Annotated in this window: 28 protein-coding genes and 1 tRNA gene; 11 read left to right on the top strand and 18 right to left on the bottom strand. The window is 61.8% G+C overall.

All coding sequences use genetic code 11. The features are described 5' to 3' along the window. The first annotated feature begins 34 nt into the window (after positions 1–34). Positions 35–181, top strand: coding sequence for a 50S ribosomal protein L40e (locus tag GJR96_RS03260; protein ID WP_082682128.1), 147 nt, complete (start codon positions 35–37; stop codon positions 179–181). Positions 182–198: 17 nt separating this feature from the next. Here the strand turns inward: GJR96_RS03260 and GJR96_RS03255 are convergent, their stop codons facing one another. Then, a complete protein-coding gene (locus tag GJR96_RS03255) occupies positions 199–570 on the bottom strand; it encodes a hypothetical protein (protein WP_151161618.1) in 372 nt (123 codons plus the stop codon). 1 nt (position 571) lies between these two features. Next, complete coding sequence (locus tag GJR96_RS03250) at positions 572–1,198, bottom strand: MBL fold metallo-hydrolase (RefSeq protein ID WP_151161617.1); 627 nt, start codon at positions 1,196–1,198, stop codon at positions 572–574. Between the two features lie 172 nt (positions 1,199–1,370). Between GJR96_RS03250 and GJR96_RS03245 the strand changes: the two genes are divergently transcribed. Genes GJR96_RS03245 through GJR96_RS03235 form a run of 3 tightly spaced genes read left to right on the top strand, consistent with a single transcriptional unit; the run spans position 1,371 to position 2,815 of the window. After that, on the top strand, positions 1,371–1,541 hold the full coding sequence (locus tag GJR96_RS03245; RefSeq protein WP_058571250.1) for a DUF5786 family protein: 171 nt from the start codon (positions 1,371–1,373) through the stop codon (positions 1,539–1,541). Next, positions 1,538–2,194, top strand: a complete 657-nt coding sequence (locus tag GJR96_RS03240) for an endonuclease dU (protein WP_151161616.1) — start codon at positions 1,538–1,540, stop codon at positions 2,192–2,194. Before GJR96_RS03245 ends, GJR96_RS03240 begins: the two co-directional genes overlap by 4 nt. A 24-nt stretch (positions 2,195–2,218) precedes the next feature. Next, positions 2,219–2,815 carry a uracil-DNA glycosylase gene (locus GJR96_RS03235; RefSeq protein WP_151161615.1) on the top strand — a complete coding sequence of 199 codons (597 nt, stop codon included), beginning with the start codon at positions 2,219–2,221 and terminating at the stop codon, positions 2,813–2,815. Positions 2,816–2,827: 12 nt separating this feature from the next. Here GJR96_RS03235 and GJR96_RS03230 read toward each other — a convergent pair whose 3' ends face one another. From GJR96_RS03230 to GJR96_RS03215, 4 genes are all read right to left on the bottom strand, one after another. Next, entirely contained in the window at positions 2,828–3,574 is a 747-nt protein-coding gene (locus GJR96_RS03230) for a DUF6498-containing protein (RefSeq protein WP_151161614.1), read from the bottom strand. 72 nt (positions 3,575–3,646) lie between these two features. Then, the gene (phnE, locus tag GJR96_RS03225; protein ID WP_154326165.1) at positions 3,647–4,624 is read right to left on the bottom strand and encodes a phosphonate ABC transporter, permease protein PhnE; all 978 of its coding nucleotides are present in this window, start codon (positions 4,622–4,624) and stop codon (positions 3,647–3,649) included. Further along, positions 4,621–5,376, bottom strand: coding sequence for a phosphonate ABC transporter ATP-binding protein (locus tag GJR96_RS03220; RefSeq protein WP_151161613.1), 756 nt, complete (start codon positions 5,374–5,376; stop codon positions 4,621–4,623). The genes phnE and GJR96_RS03220 overlap by 4 nt, the downstream gene beginning before the upstream one ends. An 85-nt stretch (positions 5,377–5,461) precedes the next feature. Further along, a complete protein-coding gene (locus GJR96_RS03215; protein ID WP_151161612.1) occupies positions 5,462–6,427 on the bottom strand; it encodes a phosphate/phosphite/phosphonate ABC transporter substrate-binding protein in 966 nt (321 codons plus the stop codon). A 185-nt stretch (positions 6,428–6,612) separates the two neighbouring features. Between GJR96_RS03215 and hisH the strand changes: the two genes are divergently transcribed. From hisH to hsp14 (GJR96_RS03195), 4 genes are all read left to right on the top strand, one after another. Further along, positions 6,613–7,272, top strand: a complete 660-nt coding sequence (gene hisH, locus GJR96_RS03210) for an imidazole glycerol phosphate synthase subunit HisH (RefSeq protein WP_151161611.1) — start codon at positions 6,613–6,615, stop codon at positions 7,270–7,272. Between the two features lie 82 nt (positions 7,273–7,354). Further along, complete coding sequence (pheA, locus tag GJR96_RS03205; RefSeq protein ID WP_151161610.1) at positions 7,355–8,161, top strand: prephenate dehydratase; 807 nt, start codon at positions 7,355–7,357, stop codon at positions 8,159–8,161. 84 nt (positions 8,162–8,245) lie between these two features. Further along, entirely contained in the window at positions 8,246–8,656 is a 411-nt protein-coding gene (gene hsp14, locus GJR96_RS03200; RefSeq protein WP_151161609.1) for an archaeal heat shock protein Hsp14, read from the top strand. Positions 8,657–8,771: 115 nt separating this feature from the next. Further along, positions 8,772–9,218, top strand: a complete 447-nt coding sequence (hsp14, locus tag GJR96_RS03195; protein WP_151161608.1) for an archaeal heat shock protein Hsp14 — start codon at positions 8,772–8,774, stop codon at positions 9,216–9,218. Between the two features lie 67 nt (positions 9,219–9,285). On the opposite strand, the gene GJR96_RS03190 is transcribed toward hsp14 (GJR96_RS03195), so the two are convergent. Next, positions 9,286–10,341, bottom strand: coding sequence for a hypothetical protein (locus GJR96_RS03190; RefSeq protein WP_151161607.1), 1,056 nt, complete (start codon positions 10,339–10,341; stop codon positions 9,286–9,288). A 189-nt stretch (positions 10,342–10,530) separates the two neighbouring features. On the opposite strand from GJR96_RS03190, the gene leuS reads away from it, so the two are divergent. The 3 genes from leuS (at position 10,531) to GJR96_RS03180 (ending at position 13,938) form a co-directional block, all read left to right on the top strand. Then, positions 10,531–13,407: a leucine--tRNA ligase gene (leuS, locus tag GJR96_RS03185; protein ID WP_151161606.1), complete on the top strand. Its 2,877-nt coding sequence runs from the start codon at positions 10,531–10,533 to the stop codon at positions 13,405–13,407. A gap of 131 nt (positions 13,408–13,538) precedes the next feature. Beyond that, positions 13,539–13,673, top strand: coding sequence for a hypothetical protein (locus tag GJR96_RS18395; protein WP_255471242.1), 135 nt, complete (start codon positions 13,539–13,541; stop codon positions 13,671–13,673). Positions 13,674–13,716: 43 nt separating this feature from the next. Continuing rightward, positions 13,717–13,938 carry a DUF7535 family protein gene (locus GJR96_RS03180; protein WP_151161605.1) on the top strand — a complete coding sequence of 74 codons (222 nt, stop codon included), beginning with the start codon at positions 13,717–13,719 and terminating at the stop codon, positions 13,936–13,938. Between the two features lie 40 nt (positions 13,939–13,978). Here the strand turns inward: GJR96_RS03180 and GJR96_RS03175 are convergent, their stop codons facing one another. The 11 genes from GJR96_RS03175 to ilvA form a co-directional block, all read right to left on the bottom strand. Then, positions 13,979–14,977, bottom strand: a complete 999-nt coding sequence (locus GJR96_RS03175) for an ornithine cyclodeaminase family protein (protein WP_151161604.1) — start codon at positions 14,975–14,977, stop codon at positions 13,979–13,981. A gap of 238 nt (positions 14,978–15,215) precedes the next feature. Further along, positions 15,216–16,859, bottom strand: a complete 1,644-nt coding sequence (thsB, locus tag GJR96_RS03170; protein WP_151163889.1) for a thermosome subunit beta — start codon at positions 16,857–16,859, stop codon at positions 15,216–15,218. Between the two features lie 215 nt (positions 16,860–17,074). Then, positions 17,075–17,467 carry a DUF7383 domain-containing protein gene (locus GJR96_RS03165; protein WP_151161603.1) on the bottom strand — a complete coding sequence of 131 codons (393 nt, stop codon included), beginning with the start codon at positions 17,465–17,467 and terminating at the stop codon, positions 17,075–17,077. Positions 17,468–17,533: 66 nt separating this feature from the next. Further along, on the bottom strand, positions 17,534–17,704 hold the full coding sequence (locus tag GJR96_RS18015; RefSeq protein ID WP_191965802.1) for a hypothetical protein: 171 nt from the start codon (positions 17,702–17,704) through the stop codon (positions 17,534–17,536). A gap of 312 nt (positions 17,705–18,016) precedes the next feature. Beyond that, positions 18,017–18,097, bottom strand: a tRNA-Ser gene (locus tag GJR96_RS03160). A gap of 33 nt (positions 18,098–18,130) precedes the next feature. Beyond that, positions 18,131–18,337 carry a hypothetical protein gene (locus tag GJR96_RS03155; RefSeq protein WP_151161602.1) on the bottom strand — a complete coding sequence of 69 codons (207 nt, stop codon included), beginning with the start codon at positions 18,335–18,337 and terminating at the stop codon, positions 18,131–18,133. Next, positions 18,334–18,720: a Rid family detoxifying hydrolase gene (locus GJR96_RS03150; RefSeq protein ID WP_151161601.1), complete on the bottom strand. Its 387-nt coding sequence runs from the start codon at positions 18,718–18,720 to the stop codon at positions 18,334–18,336. The genes GJR96_RS03155 and GJR96_RS03150 overlap by 4 nt, the downstream gene beginning before the upstream one ends. A 58-nt stretch (positions 18,721–18,778) precedes the next feature. Beyond that, complete coding sequence (locus GJR96_RS03145; protein ID WP_151161600.1) at positions 18,779–18,985, bottom strand: hypothetical protein; 207 nt, start codon at positions 18,983–18,985, stop codon at positions 18,779–18,781. A gap of 23 nt (positions 18,986–19,008) precedes the next feature. Further along, positions 19,009–20,007, bottom strand: a complete 999-nt coding sequence (locus tag GJR96_RS03140) for a cytochrome d ubiquinol oxidase subunit II (protein WP_151161599.1) — start codon at positions 20,005–20,007, stop codon at positions 19,009–19,011. Continuing rightward, a complete protein-coding gene (locus GJR96_RS03135; RefSeq protein ID WP_151161598.1) occupies positions 20,000–21,421 on the bottom strand; it encodes a cytochrome ubiquinol oxidase subunit I in 1,422 nt (473 codons plus the stop codon). The genes GJR96_RS03140 and GJR96_RS03135 overlap by 8 nt, the downstream gene beginning before the upstream one ends. Before the next feature lie 193 nt (positions 21,422–21,614). Next, the gene (gene ilvA, locus GJR96_RS03130) at positions 21,615–22,826 is read right to left on the bottom strand and encodes a threonine ammonia-lyase (protein ID WP_151161597.1); all 1,212 of its coding nucleotides are present in this window, start codon (positions 22,824–22,826) and stop codon (positions 21,615–21,617) included. Positions 22,827–23,023: the final 197 nt, after the last annotated feature.

Below are 23,023 nucleotides of genomic sequence, written 5' to 3'. Positions count from 1 at the left end.
AAGCGTTATACAGACGGGGACGGGAGTCGTATGCATGGCTAGTGACGCTGCGACGAAGCGGACGCTCGAAAAGCAGATTTGCATGCGCTGCAACGCGCGAAACCCGAAGAAAGCGAAGCGGTGCCGCAAGTGCGGTTACAAACACCTCCGTCCGAAGTCGAAAGAGCGCCGCGCTGCGTAAGACCGCTCGTCTTTCTTCTACGATTCTCGACGGTACAGCACGACGAGCACCGCGACCAGTGCTATCTGGGCGATTTTGTCGACGACGCCACCGACGCCGAAGACGTCCGGCCAGTTGAAAGCCACGTAGAGGACGATTTGCCCGGCGGTGAACGGAATCCCGAAGAGAATCGCCCGGGAGCGTGTCTGTCTATCTCCACGGAGGACTGCGACGATACCCCCCGCGAACCCTGCTGCCGCCCCGACGAAGGCGAGTCCGAGTGGGTCGGCGAGGTTCGACGCGAGTGCGCCCGCGCCGAGGACGAGGTGGATGACCCCGGTGATAGCCGCGAGGACGATACCCAGATAGTGGAGGCGCGTCAGTTCTGGACGGTCAGTCGGTGCAGCCATCTCACTCCTCCGGGTACTTCGGTTCCCGGCGTTCGGCACGTTCGAGGGCGCGGGCGACCACGTCGCGGACGGTGTCGCCGCCAGTCTCGTTTTCGAACACGTCACCGTGACCAGCGTACATCGCCGCGACCGTCTCAGACAACCTGTCGTGGAGCGTTTGCAGACTGGCGATGAGGCGTTCGCGCGACTGCCCCGGAAGGTCGGTGCGGCCGAAACTCCCGTCGTCGAACGCGCCGTCGTTGTACACGACCACGTCACCGGAGAACAGTAACCGGCCGCTCACGAGCGAGACGTGGTCGTCGGCGTGGCCCGGTGTGTAGACCACTTCGAACGACTCGTCACCCAGTACGACTTCGTCGCCGTCTTCGAGTTCGTGGGTCCGAAGCGGGTGGTCTGCGTAGGCGTATACGTCCGGGTCGAATCGGTCCACGACGGCGTCCAACTCGCCGACGTGGTCCGAGTGTTGGTGGGTGACCACGACGGCGTCGAGGTGGTCTGTGTGTTCTGCGACCACGTCTTCGACGCCGGTCATCGTCCCGGCGTCGACGAGCACCGTCCGGTCGCCGAGGACGAGATAGGCGTTACAGGTGAAGACGTCGGCGTCGGCGGTGACTGGGATGACTTCCATACGACCGTGTACGTGCCCGAACGAAAAAAGTCGGTGGGCACAGGCCCATTGCTCCGCCGTGAACTGGAGCGCTCTGGTTCGAGAACGACGGTGTCGCCGGAAAAGCGGCCCAAAAACACCGGGATTCGTGCGGCAAACCATTTTTCAGTGTCGGTCGTCTATATGAGACTGTATGGGATTCGGGAGCTACGACGAGTCTGAGCAGGGCGACCAGAACGTCGATTTCGACGAAGAAGACGGTGTAGAGACGAGCAAAGAGAACCACGAAGGCAAAGTCGACTTCGAGATTGGCGCGTCGAACGACGAGTTACTCGACCGCCTGCAGGAAATCAAAGAAGAGTGAAGACAGGGACCCGCGCGCTCGGGATTGCGGAGTCGTACTCCGGGACAGCGCGCGCGCCCACAGCGGACCACACTGACTCACGACATTCTTCGGCAGTCCCGTCTCCGGACAGCGACGCCGATACGACAGCGACGCCCGACGGTCACGCGGAGAGCGTCCTCTGCGGCGCTGTCGTCCGTGCGGACCGTGTCGTCGATGGACTCGCGTTCGAGACGTGTACCGTCGGCGGTGACGACGCCACCGACGCTATCGCCTCGCTGTCCCAATCGCTCGGCCGCGAAGACGTTCGCTACGTGCTCGTCTCGGGTATCGCTCCAGCGTGGTTCAACCTCGTCGACATCGACCGCCTCGCGTCTACCCTCGACCGACCGGTACTCTCCGTCTCGTTCGAGGAGAGCGAGGGCCTCGAACCAGCACTCTCCGAACACTTCGCTGGCGACGAACACGCCCGCCGTCTCGAAATCTATCGCGACGCCCCACCCCGTCGTGCCGTCGAGGTGAACGGTGAACGAGTCTTCGTCCGTGCCGCCGGGTGCGACGACGACGAGGCGGTTCGGGTACTCCGCGCGTTCACGCCGACCGGTGGCCGACCAGAACCACTCCGCGTGGCCCGGATGGCCGCCCGTGCGGCGCGGCAGTTCGTTGGGAATTAAGCCGTTGCCCTCCTCGAAGCGGGTATGGAACACATGGAGGGCCTCTGCGTGACCGACTGCGAGCAGTGCCCCGAACTCGTCGAGTCACGGAGTCGCATCGTCAACGGGGTCGGCCCCGACGACGCCGACCTGCTCTTCCTCGGCGAGGCACCCGGTGCGAAAGAAGACGAAGGCGGTGAACCGTTCGTGGGACGCTCCGGGTCCGTCCTCGACGACGCACTCCGCGAAGCAGGACTCGCCCGCGCCGACGTTCGCATCACTAACTGCGTCCGCTGTCGCCCGCCGGACAACCGCGACCCGACGACGGAGGAACTGGCCAACTGCAAGGGCTACCTCGCCAGCGAGTTCGAACTCGTCGCCCCCGAACTCGTCGTCACGCTCGGAAAGGTTCCGTCACAGCACCTCCTCGACCGGAGTGTCGCCATCACGAACGAGGCAGGGTCCGTCGTCGACGCCCGCCTCGGCGACGACTCGTACCGCGTGCTCCTCTCCGTCCACCCCGCCGCGACGCTCTACGACCGGAGTCAACGCGAGGGGTTCTTCGAGACCATCGCCCGGGCCGCCGACCTCTCCGGCCTCGCGGATTCGTCCGAGGGGCAAGCGAGTCTCGGCGACTTCTGAGGGTGTCTGTCCTCAGGTAGACACGTCTCGCGCGTCCAGTTCGGGTGGTGTCTCGTCTCGCTCTCTCTTCTTCGCTCGCTGTGTTGCCCGTGCGTGCTCTCTGAGGTGTGCGGCCACGTCCAGCACCGTCTTGACGACGACCATGACGACGAGGGCCGCCGCGGGCGCGCCCGAGGAGGCGACGAGGAACGCGCCGAGGATAATCGTCAGGTGAAGGACGATGACCCGACGATACGGTTCGGACATCTGTTTTCCGGGGGAGATTGTTCGGTACTCCTCCCGTCCAACGAAGTTGACGACGAACGACCCACCGTGACTGAGGAGCGTCGCGCCCGCGGCGATGCCGACGGGGAGGAGGGGAACGCCGCCAACGTCGCCGACGGCGAAAGCGTCGAACGTCCAGACGAACACGCCGTGGACGACCCAGAAGATGCCGTAGTGCATGGCGAAGAAGCCCGCGATGGGGACGTTCGAGGCGTAGACGTGAAACTCGTCTCTGGGTTCCTCGGGCGGCGAGAGGTCGACCTGTTGGCCGTTGATGCTCGCGGTTATCGTCGCCCCGCCGTCACCGGACCCACTGGCCGCCAGAATCTTCGGGACGTTCAGCAGTCCGACGACGCCGCTTTCGAGCCAATACGCGACCAAGAGCGCCTTGAGGCTCCAGTCGAACCACACCACGCCGACGAGTGGGACGGCGTTCGCGGCCACCAACGCTGCGAGGGCGAAGGGAGACGAGACGGAACGAGGTGACCACGACATACGCTCGGGAACGTGACCCACCGACAAAAACTGTACCGCGGGAGCGGAGGTGGGTTCCGCAGTGTGGGGAACCTACTCCCAGAGCGAACGGGCCATCCGTTGCGGGAACTCCACGACGAGTTTGAGGAAACTCAGTCCCTCTTCCTCGCCGCGGATGTACGAGCGGACACGCTGACTCACGAACTCGACGGAGACGACGAGGAGGAAGATGACGAGAATCGTCGCCATCATGTTCGTGTACTTGAACAGACTCCGCTGGGTCTGCAGGATGTAGCCGATACCGCCACCGCCGATGAGGCCCATCGTGACGGCGATGCGGGTGTTGATTTCGAGGATGTACATCGTCCACGCGATGAAGGGCGTGAACACCTGCGAGAGCATCCCGAAGACGACGGTCTGTCGGCGATTCGCGCCAGTCGATTCGATGGCCTCGATTGGCCCGTCTTCGACTTCTTCGAGTGCGTCGGTGAACAGGCGGCCGAGGTTCCCCATCGTGTCGGTGCCGATGGCGAGCGTCGCCGTGAACGGCGAGACGCCGCCGAGCGGGATGTAGATGAGCGCCCAGACGAGTGCCGGGATGGCGCGGATGACGCTCATCGTCCCGCGGAAGATGAAGTTGAACGGGTAGGGCGTCACGCGCTCGGACCCGAGGACGCCGAGGAGGAGTGCGCCGGGGATGCCGAGAATCGTCCCCGCAAAGCCCATCGCAAGCGTGACGATGGCCGCACCGAAGAGGTTGCGCTCCTGGATGAACTGCCAGTACGACCCGACGTCGACGAACGGCAGAACACCGAAGAGCGACGTGCGCGGGAAGAACTCGCCGAGCGCCTCCTGAAACTCCGGCCAGTAGTAGACGATTTCGGCGAGCGAGAACCCGACTTCGGCGAGCGCTTGGAAGAACAGGAATCCGAAGGCGAGTGAGAGGACGAACGCCATCCCCCACTTGATGCGCTTCGTGAGCGTGATGTCGCTGAGTGCACCTTCGAGGTTCCCTGTCGTTGTTCCGCCGTCGGGTCGCACCGCCGGGGAGTCGGCGTCTCGGTCACTCATGCGTGCGCCTCCGTGCCTTCTCGGATGTCCTGTGTCTGTACGTCGCCGTAGATTCGGTCGATGATATCGACTGTCAGGTCCTCGCGATAGCCGTCGAAGACGAGTTCGCCGTCACGGAGAGCGAGGAATCGCTCGCCGAACTCTCGTGCGAGGTTGACCTGATGGAGACTCGCCAGCGTCGAGAGGTCACGTTCTTTGGCGGCGCTTCGGATGTACCCCATCACCGTCTCGGCACTCGCCGGGTCGAGACTGGCCACGGGTTCGTCGGCGAGGAGGAGGTTCGGTTGTTGGACGAGTGCGCGGGCGATGCCGACGCGTTGTTGTTGGCCACCACTCATGTTCCGCGTCCGTTGGTTGGCCTTGTCCAGCAATCCAACCGTCTCCAGTGCGTTGAGCGCTTCCAGTTTGTCGGGACGGGAGTGCCACCCGATGAGACTGCGAAGGAACGAAGTGCGGTTCAGTGCACCAGTGAGCGCGTTCCCGTACGCGCTTAGTTGCCCGAGGACGTAGTGTTGCTGGAAAATCATCGCAACGTCGTCGCGCGGGCCAGTAACTGGTTCACCGTCGATTCTGATTTCGCCCGACGTGGGCTTTGTAATCCCGTTCAGGCAACGGAGGAGCGTGGACTTTCCTGCGCCAGATTGTCCGAGGAGGACGGCGAACTCGCCGTCTTCGATGGTAAAGGAGACGTCGTCCAACGCTCGGACGTCGCCGAACGCTTTCGTGAGGTTACGTACTTCGATGGTACTCATTGTGTGTCGGCGGACTTCCCGCGTTCTCCCATCGTGGGTGGGGAGTCACCAAAATAATACTGCAATTGAATGTCTGTTCTGTTGACTACTGCCCGAGCGAGATGCCCAGCGTGTCGATGACGTTCTGAATCGGTTCGTAGTCGTCGACCGTGCCGGGTTCGACGCCGGTGAACCAGAGTTGCTGGTCGTCGCCAAGGTCCTCGTTGATGAGGTCGTCCTGTGTGACGCTCGTGAGGGCGTCGGTGAGCGACGACTTCATTCCCGATTCGAGTTCCGAGCGGACGATTATGGGTGCGCGCGGAATCGGGTCGGACGCCGCGAGCAGGTCGAGTTGTGGGTCTTCGGTTCCGAGGTCACCGTCGTTCTCGGCGGAGACGTCGAGGAACTGTTGAGGGAACTGGTCTTCGGGGACGTGAGCGGCGACGGAGAACGCGCCGGTCCCAGCGGCCATCACTTCGTCACGGTTGACCAGTGTCTCGCGTGCGGTGGAGTGGTCGGACCACTGCCCCGTGAAGTCCACCGGGTCACCGTCGGGTGCGTTACCCGTGTCGAGACCCGCCTGCTTCAGCATGTACAGGGGGAAGAGCGACCCACTCGTCGAGAGTCGGTCCGCGAAGGCGACTGTCTCTCCTTCGAGGTCGGCGAGTTCTTCGATACCGCTGTCGGGCGTCGTCGTCATGAGCGAGAAGTACTTCGCTGCGCCGTAGGCGACGCGGATGCCCATGACTTCCGTCACGCCTTCGTTACCGCCCTGGATAGCGATGGTCGGCGACGAGTCTGCGAGGTCTGCCTGACCTGACTTGAACGCCTGATACACTGCCGCGTAGTCAGCGGCGACTTCTGATTCGACCGTGACGCTCGCCTCACTTTCGAGGTACTCGAAGAGCGGTTGGTACTGCTGTTTGATGTCGACGTCCGACTCCGATGGTGTCAGGAGGAACGTCACCGAGTCCGACCCGCCACCGATGCTGCCGATACACCCACTGAGGCCTGCCATGCCGAGTGCCCCTGCAGCACCGGCTTTTTTGAGGAAATTCCGTCGAGAGGACATGTATTCCAGTCTGAAACTCAGACAGATTGAGGTTAAGTCTTCCTATTTTTTCTACGTATCCATCCGTAAATCCAATATTCTATTGCGGTCTCCCGAAGAAAACATAGAACTGTCTGTCGATTCTCCAATTTCGCGACGGTCGCCGAGACGGAAACTCACTTGCCCACCCTCTTCGAAGAGAGAGTATGAGCACGACACAGGCGTCTGAGGAGACGCTCGCCGACGTGGTGATGGTCGACTACGGTCTCGGCAACCTCCGGAGCGCCATGCGCGGCCTCGAACGCGCGGGTGCGAACGTCGTCATCTCTGACGACCCGGCCGACTTCGAAGACGCAGACGGAATCGTCCTCCCCGGTGTCGGTGCCTTCTCCGAAGGGATGGAGAACGCGGGGCCGTTCCGCGAACCGCTCGCAGAGGCCGCCGACGCAGGGACGCCGATATTCGGTATCTGTCTCGGGATGCAGATGTTGCTCACTTCGTCCGAAGAAGCAGACCACGCGGGCGAGGGCGAAGTCGAGGGCCTCGACTTCATCCCCGGACGAAACGTCCGCTTCGACGAGGGCCAGAAGGTGCCGCACATGGGGTGGAACGAACTGAACGTCCAGCGTGACCACCCACTCGTCGAGGGTGTCGACGGCGAGTACGCCTACTTCGTCCACTCCTACTACGCCGACCCGGACGACGAGGATGCTATCGTCGCAACTACCGACTACGGCGTGGAGTTCCCGGCCGTCGTCGCCAACGAGGAGGGAACGGTCTTCGGGACCCAGTTCCACCCCGAGAAGTCCGGTGAGACCGGACTGACTATCCTCCGAAACTTCGTCGAGTTCTGCGCCGACCGGTAGGTCGCATCTGCTTCTCTGTGGCCCATCGGTCGAATCTGCCACCCCCGACGCCCTTTTGTCGTCCCTGCGTGAAGGGAGCGTCATGCAGGCAGTCACCCTCGGCCCGGCGGGCACCTACTCTCATCGCGCCGCCCGCGCCGTCGCGGACGACGTCGCCTTCCGAGAATCGGTCACCTCTATCGTCGATGCCGTCGCCGACGGGTCGTTCGAACGTGGCGTCGTCCCCATCGAGAACAGTATCGAAGGGAGCGTCACGGAGAGTCTCGACGCCGTCGCCAACTCGAACGTCAGCGTCGTCCAAGAGATTGTCACGCCGATTCGACACGCGCTCTTGGCCCAGAGCGACGACTTCGACATCGTGGCCAGTCACTCGCAGGCACTCGCCCAGTGTCGAACGTACCTCGACGAAAACTACCCCGACGTGACGCTCGAAGCGGTTGCCAGTACCGCTCGCGGCGTCGAACGCGCCCGCGCCGACCCGTCTGTGGCGGGTATCGGGCACCCGGACAATGCGGGTGACGATTTAGAGATAATCGCCGAGGACATCCAAGACCGTTCCTCGAACGCCACGCGCTTCCTCGTCGTCGCCCCCGAGTCCGCACGCTCGGACGCCGGCGGAAAAACGTCACTCGTCGTCTATCCGAACGCGAACTACCCCGGTCTCCTCCTCGAACTGCTCGAAGCGTTCGCCGAACGTGACATCAACCTCTCGCGCATCGAGTCGCGTCCGAGTGGGAACCGTCTCGGTGACTACCTCTTCCACATCGACGCCGACGCGGGACTCTACGAAGAACGGATGCAAGGGGCACTCGACGACGTGGAAGGTATCGCCCGAAACGGGTGGGTCCGCGTCCTCGGGTCGTACGACACACGGCACGTCCTGTACTGACGGTCGATACCGAACGCGCCCTCACTCCCAACGTGTGAGGACGGGCACATCTTTCATTGCCGTCGCTGACGAACTGTGAGACGTATGCAACGAAATCCATTCGACGAGATTGAAGACCTGTTCGACCGAATGGGCCGGTCCTTCGAGGACTCTGGCCTCGCGCGATTCCAAGACATCTCACTCGACGTCGTCGAGTCCGACGACGTCATCGAAGTCGTCGCCGACCTGCCCGGATTCGAGAAAGACGACCTCGACGTGAGTGTCCGCGGCCGACAACTCTCCATCGCCGCCGAACACGAGACGTCCGCCGAAGCAGAAGAAGAGAACTACGTCCGACGAGAGCGCAGTCACCGCTCGGTGTCTCGGTCGGTCACGCTCCCTGCCGAAATCGAGCGTGAAGCGGTGTCTGCCACGTACCGCAACGGCGTGCTCACCATCACGTTGCCGAAGGCGGAACCGGACGCGGACGATTCGCAGAGCATCGACATCGAATAACGGAGCTCATTTTTCGAATACTGTTGTCTGCGGTCTCAGCGCGTGCTATTTGCTATTCCAGTTCCGGAAACGATTATCTCCTCAGATGGCGTCTCTATCCCTCGGTGAAATACCGATGATGCGCCGAACCAACCCATTCGAAGACATCGAAGAACTGTTCGAACGACTCTCTCGCCAATTCGACGAGATGGGCCACCAGTTCGACCGTTCGGGCATGATGCCCTCGTCCCGTATGTACGACATGGCCGTCGATATCTCGGACGACGAGGACAAACTCGTCCTCTCTGCGGACCTCCCGGGCTACGAAAAGGACGACATCTCCCTCTCTATCGCTAACCAGACGCTGACCATCGAGGCCAAGCGCGACGTGACAGAAGAACGCGGTGAGGGCGAATACATCCGCCGTGAACGCCGCCAGCAGTCCGCCCGCCGCACGGTTCGCCTCCCGGAGATGGTGGACGAAGAGAACACCTCTGCCTCCTACCGCAACGGCGTCCTCACCATCACGCTCCCCAAGATGGACGTGACCCCCGACGACTCGCATCGCATCGACATCGACTGAGTCTCTGGCTCAACGTGTCTGCATTTTTCCTGTTCCGAACCTTCGCTCACAACCGACGGTGATTCGTTCAAATGAGCCGTGAGAGGTAGATGTCGAAGATGATGAACAGTACCGGGAGGAAAAGCGAACTCAACAGCTGAATGAGGATGCTGACCGACAGCGGATATAGCTGCACGTCACGAAAATCTCTGAACTCTTGTCTCGTTCGGTCGATTTCCAGGTAGAGGGAGTGTGATTCTTCGAGCGATGCGCCGGGGCGACCCGCCGCTTCGAGTTTCGCTAACTCTGCTTCGAGACGCCGAATCTTCGTTCGGTACTCTTCGAGAACGTCCTCTCGAAGTCGCTGTGCGCGACGATTCACCTTGTACGTCGGGTATATGAACACGAGTGCGATGAGGACGACGTACAGGCCGACGCCGAGATAGACTGCTTCGGCGAGTCCAATCTGACTCGCGAGTTCGAACGACAGCGGCATCGCGAGCGACCCGGTCGAGAGGATGAGCGTCGTCCGGATTGCGAATTGTCCGACGAGACTGAGACCACCCAATCCGTCCGGATAGAGCGGGTCGATTTCGAGGTCGATTTCTTCGGAAAATTCCTTGATGAGACGGACCGTCAACAGGCCACCGTGGAAGCCGAGCCCAGAGAAGAGTCCCCAGTAGACGAAGAATCCGAAGTACGCCGTGTACTCGACTGGGCTGGTTATCCCTTGGTTGGCGATGTGTCCCTCAGAAGCGAAGAAGACGAGGACGACGAGAAGCGTCCACGGCAGCGTGATTGCCCACCAACGCTGGGTGAAGAACCGGTCGTACTTCTCAGCCAACGCCCGCAACTCGTCGTCTTGTCCCGGTTCGACGATATCGTCGACGTTCTCGAAGAACGCGGGCAGTAACCGTCGATAGTAATACCAGACGTCGAATGGACCGAACACGACCATCAGGGCCGCGAGCGTCTGCGCAACGACGAAGAGTACCGTTGCCTCTGACGTGTCTATCGCCACTATCGAGAGTGCAATCGGGAGCCACCCGATGGCGAGTATCGACGCGAGTACCGGACTGTCGACGTGATTTCGGGCGACGTCGACGGCGCTTGTCACCCAGAAACGAGACTGGTCGACGTGCATGTCGTCTCGGTACTCTCTCGCAGGGGTGAATACTCTTCGTGTGATACGTCTTCGAGTACGTCACAACGGGACCACCCGACGTTAGTTCGTCTCGGCGACAGTCTAACAGCGGTCGAACGCCGTTCGACCTGACACCTGGGCAAGTCGAGTATAGGAGTTATTTTAGGTCGGCGTGCCACTACCACGGATATGGACTACGACCCGCAGGAACTCGAAGCGCGTTGGCGAGAGCGCTGGTCCGAGTCCGGCCGATACGAGGCCGACCCGGACGCAGACGCCGACGACGCGACGTTCGTCACGGTTCCGTATCCGTACCCGAGTGGTGGGATGCACATCGGGCACGCACGAACCTACACGGTCCCGGACGTGTACGCTCGCTATCGACGCCAGCAAGGCGACAACGTCTTGTTCCCCATCGCCTGGCACGTCACCGGCACGCCGATTATCGGTGCCGTCGAGCGACTGAAAAAGGGCGAAGAGAAGCAACTGTCTGTCCTGAAGGACACCTACAACGTCTCCGAAGACACGCTCTCTGACCTGGAGACGCCGATGGGGTGGGCACGCTACTTCATCGAAGAGCACTACAAGAAGGGGATGCAGTCGCTCGGACTCTCCGTCGACTGGCGTCGTGAGTTCACGACCAACGACGAACGCTACTCGAAGTTCATCGAGTGGCAGTACCGGACGCTCCGCGAACGTGGCCGTCTGGAGAAGGGACTCCACCCCGTCAAGTTCTGTACGAACGAAGAACAGCCGGTTACGACGCACGACCTGCTCGAAGGGGAAGAAGCGGAGTTCCAAGAGTACACGCTCGTCCGCTTCGGCTGGGAACGCGACGGCGAGTCCGTCGTCGTCCCGATGGCGACGCTGCGCCCCGAGACGGTCCACGGCGTGACGAACGCCTACATCGACCCCGAAGCGACCTACGTCGTCGCCGACGTGGAAGGCGAGACGTGGTTCGTCTCCGAGTACGCCGCCGCGAAACTGGAGTATCAGGCACACGACGTCGAGATTCTGGAGACCGTCGAAGGCTCCGAACTGGTCGGCCAGTTCGTCGAGAATCCCGTCACTGGCGACGAAGTTCCCGTCCTCCCGGCCGGATTCGTCGACGCCGACAACGCGACGGGCGTCGTCATGTCCGTCCCGGCACACAGCCCCGACGACTACGTCGCACTGCAAGAGGCGAAAGCCGACACCGACTACCTCGAATCGTTCGGTATCGACCCCGCCGACGTTGACGCAATCGAGCCGATTCCAATCCTCGACATCGACTCCGAGGACGACGAGTACGGCGAGATTCCCGCGAAGTCGGCCGTCGAGAACGCTGGCATCGAGTCGTCCGACGACCCCGCACTGGAGAAAGCGACGAAGGACCTCTACAACAAGGAGTTCCACGCCGGTCGCCTGAAGGAGTTCTACGGCGACTACGCCGGTGCAATCGTCGAGGAGGTCCGCGACGACTACAAGGCCGACGGCATCGACGCCGGCCAGTTCGACGTGATGCAGGAGTTCTCCGAGGAAGTCGTCTGTCGCTGTGGCGGCGACGTCGTCGTCGCCGAACAGGACACGTGGTTCCTGTCGTACGACGACCCGGACTGGAAGCAACTCGCCCACGACGTGGCCGACGGCTTGGACGCCATCCCCGACAACACCCGCGACGAGTACCACCACACCATCGACTGGCTGAACGGGTGGCCCTGCATCCGGAACTACGGCCTCGGGACGCGCCTGCCGTGGGACGACCAGTTCGTCATCGAGCCCCTGTCGGACTCGACCATCTACATGGCGTACTACACCATCGCTCACCGCCTGCAAGATATCCCGACGGAGGAACTCACGCAGGACTTCTTCGACACGCTGTTCTACGGTCCTGAGGCGGCCGACGAGGCCGACGAACGCGCCCTCGAACTGCGCGACGAGTGGGACTACTGGTACCCCGTGGACTACCGATTCTCCGCGAACGACCTCATCACGAACCACCTGACGTTCTACCAGTTCCACCACGGCGAACTGTTCGACCAAGCCCAGTGGCCACAGGGCATCGTCATCATGGGAATGGGCCTCCTCGAAGGAGAGAAGATGTCGTCCTCGAAGGGCCACGTCGTCCTCCCCGGCGAGGCAATCAGCGAGTACGGTGCCGACACCGTCCGCTTCTTCCTGCTCAACTCCGCCGAACCGTGGCAGGACTACGACTGGCGCGACGACCTGGTCGGGTCGGTCCACAACCAACTCGAACGGTTCTGGAACCGTGCACAGGAGATTATCGCCGACCCCGGTCCGGAAGACCGGCCCGAACTGGAGACTATCGACCGATGGCTCCTGTCGAAGCTTCAGGACACCGTCCGTGACGTGACTGACGCCATGGACGAGTCCGAGACGCGCTCTGCCAGTCAGGCCGCCTTCTACAACTTCGAAGAGGACCTGCGCTGGTACCGTCGCCGGACCGACTTCGACCGCCCGGCCGCCAAGTGGACGCTCCGAACCGTCCTCGAGACGCGCCTGCGCCTGCTCGCACCGTTCGTCCCGTTCATGACGAACGAACTCCACGAGCAGTTGACCGGCACGCCGGCCGAAGACGCACCCTGGCCAGAACCGGACACCGAGTTCGACGACGAGACGGTCGAACTCGAAGAACGGCAGGTCGAACGCCTGACCGAAGACATCCGTGACATCATCGACGTGACCGACTCTGACCCCGAGACGCTCCGTGTCTACGTCGCTGCCGACTGGAAGCGCGACGTGTTCGAGACGGTCGTCGACCAGGGTGACAACGTCGGTGCTATCATGGGTCAGGTCATGCAGGACCCCGACCTGCGCGAGAAGGGCAACGCCGTCAACGACCTCGTCCAGGACCTCGTGAGTCAGACGCGTGGACAGGACGAGACGACGCTCCACGCCCAACTCGAACTCGACGAGGCGACGACCTACGAGCGTGCGGCCGACTTCCTCGCCCGCGAGTTCGACGCCGACGTCGAGGTGTACGTCGAAGACGACGACGACATCGTCGACCCGGCCGACCGCGCGTCGAAGGCGATTCCGTTCCGCCCCGCGGTCCACCTCGAATAACGACAGTCGAACCGTCGGCTGCTGATTTTCTTCGCTGATAGCCACACAGAGAGAGCGACGCTCCCGCCCCGAAAGTGGAGAAAAAGACGATTCGACCCTAGATTTACATAATCATGCGTGATAATTAAGACATGCTCTGTGACTCGTGTGGCGCGGAGATGTACCGGGCAGACGACGAAAAGCGGACTGACCTCGAAGACAGACGACGCTACGAGTGTCGCGAGTGTGGTGAAGTCATAGAGCGAGCGAAGTACCGTCATCGGTGAGACCGCCGGTCATCTTATCCTCTCGGCCAACGTACAGGAATCCATGAGCGAAGAGGAATCCCTGTCCCTCCCGGAGAAGGCCTACCGAACAGTCACACCGGGGTCGAGTACGCGTCCCGACATGGAGATGGACTCTATCGGGTGGACGATGTTTCTCATCCTCGTCGTCCTGATGGTGCCCCTCCTTCCCTTCATCGTCATCGTGTACGTGTTCTCCAAACTGTTCGATTACCTCGCGGCACAGCGCGGGTCCGGGGAAACGTGAAGAAAGAGAAGAAACGCTAGAGAGTGGGTTCGACGGCGAGTTACTCGTCGGCGAGGCCGAGCAGGTCGAAGGCGTAGCCGTTGTCGTTCTCGATAGCGTGTTCGTAGGCGACGTGTGCGGCCGCGACGTCCTGAATCGCGAGTCCGGTCGAGTCGAAGACGGTGATGCCGTCGTCTTCGGTTCGGCCGTCTTTGCTTCCCACGACGATTTCGCCGATTGCGCCGTAGATGTCGTCGTCGGAGAGGACGCCCTCGTGGTACGGGACGTTGATTTCGCCGGAGTGGGTCGTCTGGGCGTGGTCGTCGATGACGAGTTTCGCGTCCAGAAGCACCTCGTCGGCGAGTTCGTGCTTGCCTTCTGCGTCGGCACCCATCGCGTTGATGTGGGTGTTGTCGCCGACGGCGTCGCGGGGGACGATGGGCGATTCGACCGGCGTGACCGTCGAGAGAACGTCACACTGGGCGGCCTCCTCGATGGACCCTGCGCGGATGTCGAACTCGCCCTCGAAGGCGTCGATGAAGTCGGCGACGCGTTCTTCGTCGAGGTCGGAGATGACGACTTCCTCGATGTCGCGGACCTCGCTGATTGCGCGAAGTTGCGTGTACGACTGGACACCAGCGCCGATGATACCCATCGACGAGGCGTCTTCGACGGCGAGGTAGTCGGTGGCGACGGCGGCGGCCGCACCCGTGCGGAGCATCGTCAGTTCCGTGCCGTCGAGAAGTGCGAGGGGGAACGCGTTCTCGGGGTCGGAGTAAATCATGGTCCCCATGACGGTGGGAAGGTCGAATTTGTCGCCGTTGTCGGGGTGGACGTTGACCCACTTGATGCCTGCTGCGTCCCAGTCACCCGCGTCGAGATAGGCGGGCATCGACCGGAAGTCACCGTTGTACTGCGGCAGGTCGATGTAGGACTTCGGCGGCATCTGCGCGTCGCCCGACTCGTAGGCGGCGAACGCGTCCTCGATAGCCGAGATGAGTTCCGGCATCTGGACGTTCTCGTGGACGTCGTCTTTGTTCAGTAGCAGCGTCTTGCGCATGGAGGCACCTTCCCGTACTACCTACTTAGTTCGTTCTATTTCTGTACACAACTCCAACTCTTACTTTGAAAGTGAGAGAATCGTCCAACTTGTTTTGGGAGTGACTGGTTGACACACCGTGTCACGGCGACCGGTGCAGTGGCTACTCGGGTCAGTGACGCCTGTCGAAAAAGAATCGGTCTGTCGTGCGGTGCAGGGGGTCGGTGTGGGGGTGGGTGTATCGGGCGTTAGCCTAACTTCACATCGCGCCGCCCATGCCGCCCATACCGCCCATGCCACCCATGCCGCCGGGTGCGCCGCCTTCGTCGTCGTCGTTGCCGCCGGTAGAGAGGTCACCGGCCGCGATGATGTCGTCAATCTTGAGGACGAGGTTCGCGGCTTCGGAGGCGGAGGCGATAGCCTGCTCCTTGGCGTGGGCCGTCTCGACGACGCCAGCTTCGAACGCGTCTTCGACTTCGCCAGTGAAGACGTTCAGGCCGGCGCGGACCTCACCGTTCTCGTGGGCAGAACGGAGGTCGACGAGCGTGTCGATGGAGTCGAGACCAGCGTTCTCGGCGAGGACGCGCGGGACGAGTTCGAGCGCGTCGGCGAACGCCTCGACGGCGAGTTGCTCGCGGCCGGAGACGGAGTCCGCGTAGTCGCGGAGGCGCGAGGCGAGTTCGACTTCGATGGCACCGCCGCCGGCGAGAACGCGGCCGTCGGCGACCGTCGAAGCGACGACGTCGAGGGCGTCCTGGACGCCGCGTTCGAGTTCGTCGACGACGTGGTCGGTCGAGCCTCGGAGGAGGAGCGTGACGCCGTGGACGTCGTCGCCGATACCTTCGACGTAGAACAGTTCGTCGTCGTCGTCACGGCGGATGGAGGCCGTGCCGAGGTCGGCGGACTCGATGGAGTCGAGGTCCGAGACGATGGACGCGCCCGTGATGTTCTTGAGGAACTTGACGTCGGACTTCTTCGTGCGACGGACGGCGAGGATGCCCTTCTTGGCGAGGAAGTGCTGGGCGAGGTCGTCGATGCCCTTCTGGCAGAAGACCACGTCAGCGCCGGAGTCGACGATTTGGTCGACCTTCTTCTTCAGTTGCGCCTCTTCTTGGTCGAGGAACTTCTGAAGCTGGTCGGGGCTCTCGATGGAGACGTTCGTGTCGATGTCGGTCTCTTCGACTTCGACGGGTTCGTTGAGGAGGAGGACGTTGGCCTCGTCGAACTGGACCGGCATGTCGTCGTGGACGGGGTCCTTGTCGATGACTGCGCCGGTGAGGAGTTCAGACTCGGACGCGGAGCGACCGGTCTGCGTCTCGATGGAGATGTTCTCGAGGTCGACGACGTAGGAACCGTCGTCGGCTTCGACGGTGACCTGCTTGACCGCGCGGACGATGAGGTCCGCGAGAAGCTCTTTGTTGAGTTCGGAGCTCTTGCCGGTCATCGAGGTTTCGGCGACCTTCTTCAGGAGTTCCTCGTCGTCGGGTTCGACGCGCTCTGCGATGTCGTCGATTTCCTCGCGTGCCTTCTCGGAGGCGAGGTTGAAGCCGCGGATGATGGCCGTCGGGTGGATGTCCTGTTCGAGGAGGTCCTCGGCGTTCTTCAGGAGTTCACCCGCGATAGCGACTGCCGTCGTCGTGCCGTCGCCTGCTTCGTCTTCCTGCGTCTCGGCGACTTCGACGATCATCTCGGCCGTCGGGTTGTCGATGTCCATCTCCTTGAGGATGGTGACACCGTCGTTCGTGATGGTGACGTCACCCATCGAATCGACGAGCATCTTGTCCATCCCCTTCGGACCGAGTGTGGAGCGTACTGCTTCTGCGACCGCTCGTGCAGCGCGGATGTTGTACGCCTGCGCGTCGCGGTCTTTGACGCGCTGGGAGTCTTCACCGAGAATGATCATCGGCTGACCCTGTTGCATTCGCTGGCTCATAGACACCCGCTGATTGTTTGTGATTCTATATAAAAGCTACGCCGGCGGTTCGCGCGTCGAATTCTTCGATCGGAACGCGCAACGCACGTAATCGAGAGACAGTACCGCCCTCACAGTGGTTTCGGGACACTATGTGGGACGACAACGCATGGCACAATCTGGTACGATTATCCTCGATTTATATACTATTCGTCGACCGGCTCTTTCCAGTGGATTGTTACGGTTCCGACGGCGAGGGCGTCGTCGCTCGACTGGTCGCGCACGACTTGGATAGTGTTCGTCCCGCCGACGAGGTCGGCACCGACGATGGTGTCGACCCAGTATTGCCAGCCATCTCTCGGTGGAATATCGAACCCGGAGAGTGGTTCGCCGTTGATGTAAATCTCGTGACCGTAGTCACCGACGTCGAACGCCTGAATCCCCAGATACGCCTCTCGAGGGTCATCGGTCGGTACGTCGAACTCGAAGACGTCCGTCTCGTCGCCGACGTCGTCTGCCCAGTCGAGATTTAGTGCGTCGTCGTCCGGGTGGAGGTGCGACCCGATAAATATGGTCGCGTAGTTCGCACGGTGTGGCACACTCGAAGGTTACGAGTGCGTCGATAAAAATGGGAGTGGCCAGAGAGCCGAGACTGGCCTCGCGCGTCAGTTTTCGTCTGGAAGCTCGTCCGCGATGAACTCCCCGGAGATGTCGTCGAGCGAGGGCTCGTCGTCTTCACCGTCTAACACCTCTAATTCTTGCTCGTACAGCCGTTCGGTAAGCTGGGTCCGCTTGTTGAGGCCCTTCTTCTCACGGCCGCTTTTGGTGTCAGGCATTGTCAAACGTGGTATTGAGTCGCATGGTGATGAATGTTTTGGAGGCGGTACTGAGACGGGACGCATCGCTGTCGGAACTCGAAACGACGCATCCTGTCGGCCAATAACTGTGTTGTAGGCTGTTATTGTGCCCGTGTCACAATATACTTATTCGCCGTTCTCTGCCACTGGGAACAGTCACGAGACTGTCGACGTTTGGGGCCGAATGTCATGGGATTCTGGAAAATAGGGTGAGTGCAGGTCTGGTTCGACTTGGGCTGACTTCGGAAGAAGCGTCAAGACGCATCGCTCAGGGTGTTGTTTTCAGAGAAGCGCCAGGAGAGGGATTTGAACCCCCGATCCCAGAGGGAACACGCTTTCCAGGCGTGCGCCTTACCGCTCGGCCATCCTGGCTGGCTTACACCGCAACGTTTCCGCCTGACTAATTTAAGCCCTTCCTTTCCGTTCGAGTCGTGGCTCGATGACGTATGTCACAGACGCGACGACGATTCCGGAGACGATGGCAACCGCTGCCACGGCCCCGAACGACGCCTCGATACCGAGGCCAAGGAGGGTCGCAGTCTGTGCGAGGACGCCCACGAGGAGGAGACTCACCGCGCCCCACGCGAGGGCGGACCGGGTTCGGCGGTTCACTCCTCGTCGACGATGGCGACGGCCTCGATTTCGACGCCGACGCCCTTCGGCAAGTTGCCGACTTCGACGGCAGACCGGGCCGGCGGTTGGTCGTCGAAGTACGTCGCGTACGTCTCGTTCATCTCCGAGAAGTCGTCGATGTCGGCGAGGAAGACTGTCGTCTTCAGCACGTCGCCGGCGTCCGCGCCCGCCTCGTCGAGGATGGCCATCACGTTGTCGAGCGACTGCTTGGTCTGCGTGGCGATGTCTTCGTCGTCGAGGAGTTCGCCGTCCGGCGTCAGGGGAATCTGCCCGGCCGTGTAGAGGAGCGAACCGTTCGTCGTCGCTTGACTGTACGCACCGACTGCTGCCGGCGCTTCGTCCGTCTCGATGACGCGCTTCATACCGGCAGATTTCGCCACGGCGTGATAAAATAGGTGGGAATGGCGGCGCAGTCGGGCGTTAGACTGACTCTCCGGAGAGTCCGATTCCGGTGGCGAGGACTCCCGAGACGAGCAGTAATCCCATCCCGAGTGCAGTGACGACGTCACCGTCGCTTAGCGCGAGGGCGGCGACGGCGATGCTGACGACGACCATGACGAGGCCGAGGAGCGTGAGGGGACTGGTGAGCGATTCGACGGTTGGTTTGGTGTTGGGGAGTGTGACCATGGGTTCTGGTGTGGAGTGTGTGTTCAGGAGTACGATTCACCTGCGTCGATGGGGCCGCTGAACGTCGAGTAGAGGATGCCAAAGTAGGCGAACACCAGTGGCAACAGCAGTGCCGTCGCGACGGTCATGATGTTCAGTGGGAGTACCGAGACGATGGCGTCCGAGACGGAGAGTCCCGCGGCGGGGTCTATCATCGGGAACAACAGCGCTGCGACGAGGCCGACGAAGGCGAACACGAGGACGGGGACGGCCCCGAACGCGAGTGTGTAGTGTTCGCGACGGAGCGCGACCACGTATCCTCCGGCAGCGAGGAGTGTGACGACGACGAGTGCGAGCGGAATCGGTGCGAGGACACCGAGGTCAGGACGCATCACGACGAGGTATCCGAGCGCGACGACGACGAGGGCGAGGTAGGCAGTGATTGCCTTCGGCCCGTACGAAGCAATGTCGCGCTGGAGTTCACCGCGCGTCTTCAGACCGAGGAACCCGACGCCGGCGACGATGGTGAGTGCGACGACGGCGAGGGCGACGACGACACCCGGTAGCGACACCAGTGACTCGATACCGAGGAGCCAATGGGCGGCGAAGAGACCGAGGAAGAACGGCGCACTCACGCTCCCGACGACGAATGCCCGTCCCCACCACGTCTGCCACGTCTCGTCGTGGCGCTGTTCGTACATCTCCGGGGCGAGGCCGCGGACGATGAGTGCCCCGAGGATGGCGAACATGAGCAGGTAGTGACGGCTGAACAGATTGGCGTACACTGCGGGGAACGCCGCGAAGAGAGCTCCGCCAAAGACGACCAACCACACCTCGTTGCCGTCCCAGAACGGCCCGATAGCGGCGAAGAGCGTCTCGCGTTCGTCGTCGTCGTCGCGGGTGGCGAACAACGCGCCGACACCGAAGTCGAACCCGTCGAGGAACAGGAACATGGCGAGGATGAAGAACACCAGCCCGAACCACAGGTCCTGAAGCGGGAGACCGAACAGCGGTTCGGTCGCGAAGGGTCCGTAGTCAGTCATCGCCAGTCACCCCCTTCGGTGCGGGCGAGTCAGCAGTCTCGATGCTGTCGATACTCGGTGGGCCCTCGCGGATGATGCGCCGGACGACGTAGGTGTAGAGGGCCAAGAGTCCAGTGTACACCAGTGCGAACCCGACGAGTGTGATGGTCGCTTCGAGTCCGGTCAGCCCCGGCGAGACGCCGTCTTGCGTCTTCAAGATACCCTGGATGACCCACGGTTGCCGCCCGACTTCGGTGACAATCCACCCGACTTCGACGGCGAAGATGCCGAGGAGCGACGACCCGACGAACGCCTTGTGCAACAGGTCGTCGTCGTACAAGTCGCCGGTCAACCACCGGTATCCGGCCCAGAAGGCGAGCAGGATGAACCAGAACCCCGCGGCGACCATGAGGCGGAACGACCAGAAGACGATGGCGACGGGTGGTGCCTCCGTCTCGAATTCGTTTAGCCCCGTAATCTCGGCCTGTGGGTCGCCGCCGCTGGCTAACCACGATGCGCCACCGGGAATCCCGATGCCGAACAGTTCCTTGGCGCGTGGGTCGGTAATCTGGTCGAGGCTGGTCGGGATGGCGAAGATGTACTCGGGGACGTAGCTATCCGTCTCCCAGACTGCCTCCATGGCCGCGAACTTCTGCGGTTGTGTCTCGTAGACGTGGCGCCCGTAGGCGTCCCCGTGAATCGCCTGCAACGGTGCGGTGACGAGGAGGACGACGATGGCGACTTTTAGCGTCTTCCGCCAGAAGCGGGCCGCCTCTCTGTCGTCGTCGTCGCCGATACCGCGACGCCAGATGTGATACGCCGCGACGCCGGCCATGAACAAGGCGACAGAGAGAACTGCCGCGTTCTGCATGTGGACGAACATCCACGGGAACCGCGGGTTGGCGTAGGCGGCGATTGGGTCGACGAGCAGGACGACGAGTTGTCCGCCTTCCTGCGCGAGTTCGAACCCGCGTGGCGTCTGCATCCACGAGTTGGCGACGAGAATCCAGACTGCCGAGAGCCACGTTCCGAGGCCGACGGCGACGGCTGACACCATGTAGAGGGAGTCTGAGACTTTCTCGCGGCCGAAGACGAACACACCGAGGAAGGTCGCTTCGAGCATGAACGCCATCATCCCCTCGGTGGCCAACGGCCCGCCGAACAACTCGCCGGCGGCCGTCGAGAACGCTGCAAAGTTCGTCCCGAACTCGAATTCGAGGACGATGCCTGTCACCGTCCCGACGACGAACGAGACGGCGAATATCTTGGTCCAAAAACGACGCAACTGTTCGTACACCGGGTCGTCCGACCGAATGTCCTTCCACGTGAAGTAGATGAGAAACGGCGCGAGACCCATACTCATCACGGGGAAGATGATGTGGACGATGGTGGTGAGCGCGAATTGAAGTCGGCTGGCTATGACTGGGTCGAGCATAGTGTGGGAGGTGTCTGAGCGTGGTGAGACGGACGGCAGGTGCCGACAGAGCCTCAAAAAGAACCTAAGAACTGTGGGTAGTCAATGCTCACGCCGTTTCCCACGAGCTGAAAACCATCGTACCCCGGGTTAAACACTCGAATTCTGTATATTCGCTCTTTTGGAATGTTCGGTTTTGTCGGGTATCTCCGACTCAGTCGAGGACTTCGACTTCGTACCCCTCTCCACGGAGCGCAGTGAGGAGTGTATCGACGTGTTCTGGGCCGCGCATCTCGAGGTCGATTTCGACCTCTGTGGCGTTCAACGCAATCTTTCGCGAGGTTCGGTCGTGCCGAACCGCGTAGATATTCGCTTTCTTGTCGGCAATAATCTGGATGAGTTGCTCGAGTGACCCCGGTCGGTCTTTGAGTTCGGTGCGAATCTTGAGGTACCGACCTGTCTCGACGAGGCCGCGCATCACCACGGTGGTCAGTGTGTTCATGTCGATGTTGCCACCGCACAGCGCCGGGACGATGACCTCGTCCGCTTCGAAGTCGAACTTCTCGAAGATGAGTGCCGCCAGCGCCACCGCGCCTGCACCTTCGACGAGCGTCTTCGAGCGTTCGAGCAGGTACATGAGTGCGACGGCAATCTCCTCGTCTGAGACGGTGACGACTTCGTCGACGCGCTCTTGGATGACGTCGAACGTCTTGTCCCCCATTCGTCGGACTGCGATACCGTCGGCGATGGTGTCAGCCTCGTCGATTTCTTGTACCGACCCCTTGTCGAGCGAATCTGCGGCACTGGAGGCCTGTTCCGCCTGCACGCCGACGACGCGAACGTCGGGGTATTGCTCTTTGATGGCCGTCGCGATGCCGGAGATGAGGCCACCGCCACCGATGGGGACGACGACCGTATCGAGGTCAGGGCAGTCCTCGGCGATTTCGAGGCCAATCGTTCCCTGTCCGGCCATCACGTACTCGTCGTCGAAGGCGTGGACGTAGGTTCGGTCCTCTGCCTCCTCGATTTCGTGTGCTTTCGCCTGCGCCTCGTCGTAGTCCGCACCGTAGAGGACGACGTCGCCGCCGTAGCGCTCTGTCGCTTTTACCTTCGTGATGGGTGCGTACTCCGGCATCACGATTTTCGAGTCGACACCCGCCCGTGTCGCCGCGAGTGCCACACCCTGTGCGTGGTTGCCGGCGCTGGCCGTGACCACGCCCGCGCGTTGTTCGTCTTCCGACAGCGTCGTGATGCGGTTCATCGCGCCGCGAATCTTGAACGACCCCGTCCGTTGGAAGTTCTCTAGTTTCAGGTGAACCTCGGCACCTGTCATATCTGAGAACGTGTGCGAGTAATCGAGCGGTGTTCGTCGAGCAACCGCTTCGACACGCTCGCGGGCGTCTCGAACGTCGGAAAGAGAGAGCATGGTCACGAATCGCCGCCATTCGTGTTTAATCGTTCGGGATAGTCTCCAATCACCGGCGTGTTGTCAACTCACATGGCCGTCGAGCGCCGTCGCTCGTCGAACAGAATGTGGGGGAAAGGGGGAATGCACGCGTGTGACGTGCAACTGTGTTTCTGCGCCCTATGTATATAAACGTCCCCCACCCGCGGTGAAAGTGA

It is taken from the genome of Haloferax litoreum (assembly GCF_009674605.1).
In the GTDB taxonomy this organism is placed as follows: domain Archaea; phylum Halobacteriota; class Halobacteria; order Halobacteriales; family Haloferacaceae; genus Haloferax; species Haloferax litoreum.
Note: the sequence above shows the minus strand (reverse complement) of the source record. Positions and strands in the feature narration are given on the sequence as shown.

Bases quoted from the DNA above. Each gene is read 5' to 3' on its own strand.
- GJR96_RS03190 (WP_151161607.1), bottom strand. From the start codon at position 10,341: ATGCACGTCGACCAGTCTCGTTTCTGGGTGACAAGCGCCGTCGACGTC.
- ilvA (WP_151161597.1), bottom strand. From the start codon at position 22,826: ATGCTCTCTCTTTCCGACGTTCGAGACGCCCGCGAGCGTGTCGAAGCG.
- GJR96_RS03255 (WP_151161618.1), bottom strand. From the start codon at position 570: ATGGCTGCACCGACTGACCGTCCAGAACTGACGCGCCTCCACTATCTG.
- GJR96_RS03220 (WP_151161613.1), bottom strand. From the start codon at position 5,376: ATGAGTACCATCGAAGTACGTAACCTCACGAAAGCGTTCGGCGACGTC.
- hisH (WP_151161611.1), top strand. From the start codon at position 6,613: ATGAGCACGACACAGGCGTCTGAGGAGACGCTCGCCGACGTGGTGATG.
- hsp14 (WP_151161608.1), top strand. From the start codon at position 8,772: ATGATGCGCCGAACCAACCCATTCGAAGACATCGAAGAACTGTTCGAA.
- pheA (WP_151161610.1), top strand. From the start codon at position 7,355: ATGCAGGCAGTCACCCTCGGCCCGGCGGGCACCTACTCTCATCGCGCC.
- GJR96_RS03260 (WP_082682128.1), top strand. From the start codon at position 35: ATGGCTAGTGACGCTGCGACGAAGCGGACGCTCGAAAAGCAGATTTGC.
- GJR96_RS03135 (WP_151161598.1), bottom strand. From the start codon at position 21,421: ATGCTCGACCCAGTCATAGCCAGCCGACTTCAATTCGCGCTCACCACC.
- GJR96_RS03180 (WP_151161605.1), top strand. From the start codon at position 13,717: ATGAGCGAAGAGGAATCCCTGTCCCTCCCGGAGAAGGCCTACCGAACA.
- phnE (WP_154326165.1), bottom strand. From the start codon at position 4,624: ATGAGTGACCGAGACGCCGACTCCCCGGCGGTGCGACCCGACGGCGGA.
- thsB (WP_151163889.1), bottom strand. From the start codon at position 16,859: ATGATCATTCTCGGTGAAGACTCCCAGCGCGTCAAAGACCGCGACGCG.
- hsp14 (WP_151161609.1), top strand. From the start codon at position 8,246: ATGCAACGAAATCCATTCGACGAGATTGAAGACCTGTTCGACCGAATG.
- GJR96_RS18015 (WP_191965802.1), bottom strand. From the start codon at position 17,704: ATGCCTGACACCAAAAGCGGCCGTGAGAAGAAGGGCCTCAACAAGCGG.
- GJR96_RS03140 (WP_151161599.1), bottom strand. From the start codon at position 20,007: ATGACTGACTACGGACCCTTCGCGACCGAACCGCTGTTCGGTCTCCCG.
- GJR96_RS03230 (WP_151161614.1), bottom strand. From the start codon at position 3,574: ATGTCGTGGTCACCTCGTTCCGTCTCGTCTCCCTTCGCCCTCGCAGCG.
- leuS (WP_151161606.1), top strand. From the start codon at position 10,531: ATGGACTACGACCCGCAGGAACTCGAAGCGCGTTGGCGAGAGCGCTGG.
- GJR96_RS03145 (WP_151161600.1), bottom strand. From the start codon at position 18,985: ATGGTCACACTCCCCAACACCAAACCAACCGTCGAATCGCTCACCAGT.
- GJR96_RS03235 (WP_151161615.1), top strand. From the start codon at position 2,219: ATGGAACACATGGAGGGCCTCTGCGTGACCGACTGCGAGCAGTGCCCC.
- GJR96_RS03245 (WP_058571250.1), top strand. From the start codon at position 1,371: ATGGGATTCGGGAGCTACGACGAGTCTGAGCAGGGCGACCAGAACGTC.
- GJR96_RS03215 (WP_151161612.1), bottom strand. From the start codon at position 6,427: ATGTCCTCTCGACGGAATTTCCTCAAAAAAGCCGGTGCTGCAGGGGCA.
- GJR96_RS03175 (WP_151161604.1), bottom strand. From the start codon at position 14,977: ATGCGCAAGACGCTGCTACTGAACAAAGACGACGTCCACGAGAACGTC.
- GJR96_RS18395 (WP_255471242.1), top strand. From the start codon at position 13,539: ATGCTCTGTGACTCGTGTGGCGCGGAGATGTACCGGGCAGACGACGAA.
- GJR96_RS03150 (WP_151161601.1), bottom strand. From the start codon at position 18,720: ATGAAGCGCGTCATCGAGACGGACGAAGCGCCGGCAGCAGTCGGTGCG.
- GJR96_RS03250 (WP_151161617.1), bottom strand. From the start codon at position 1,198: ATGGAAGTCATCCCAGTCACCGCCGACGCCGACGTCTTCACCTGTAAC.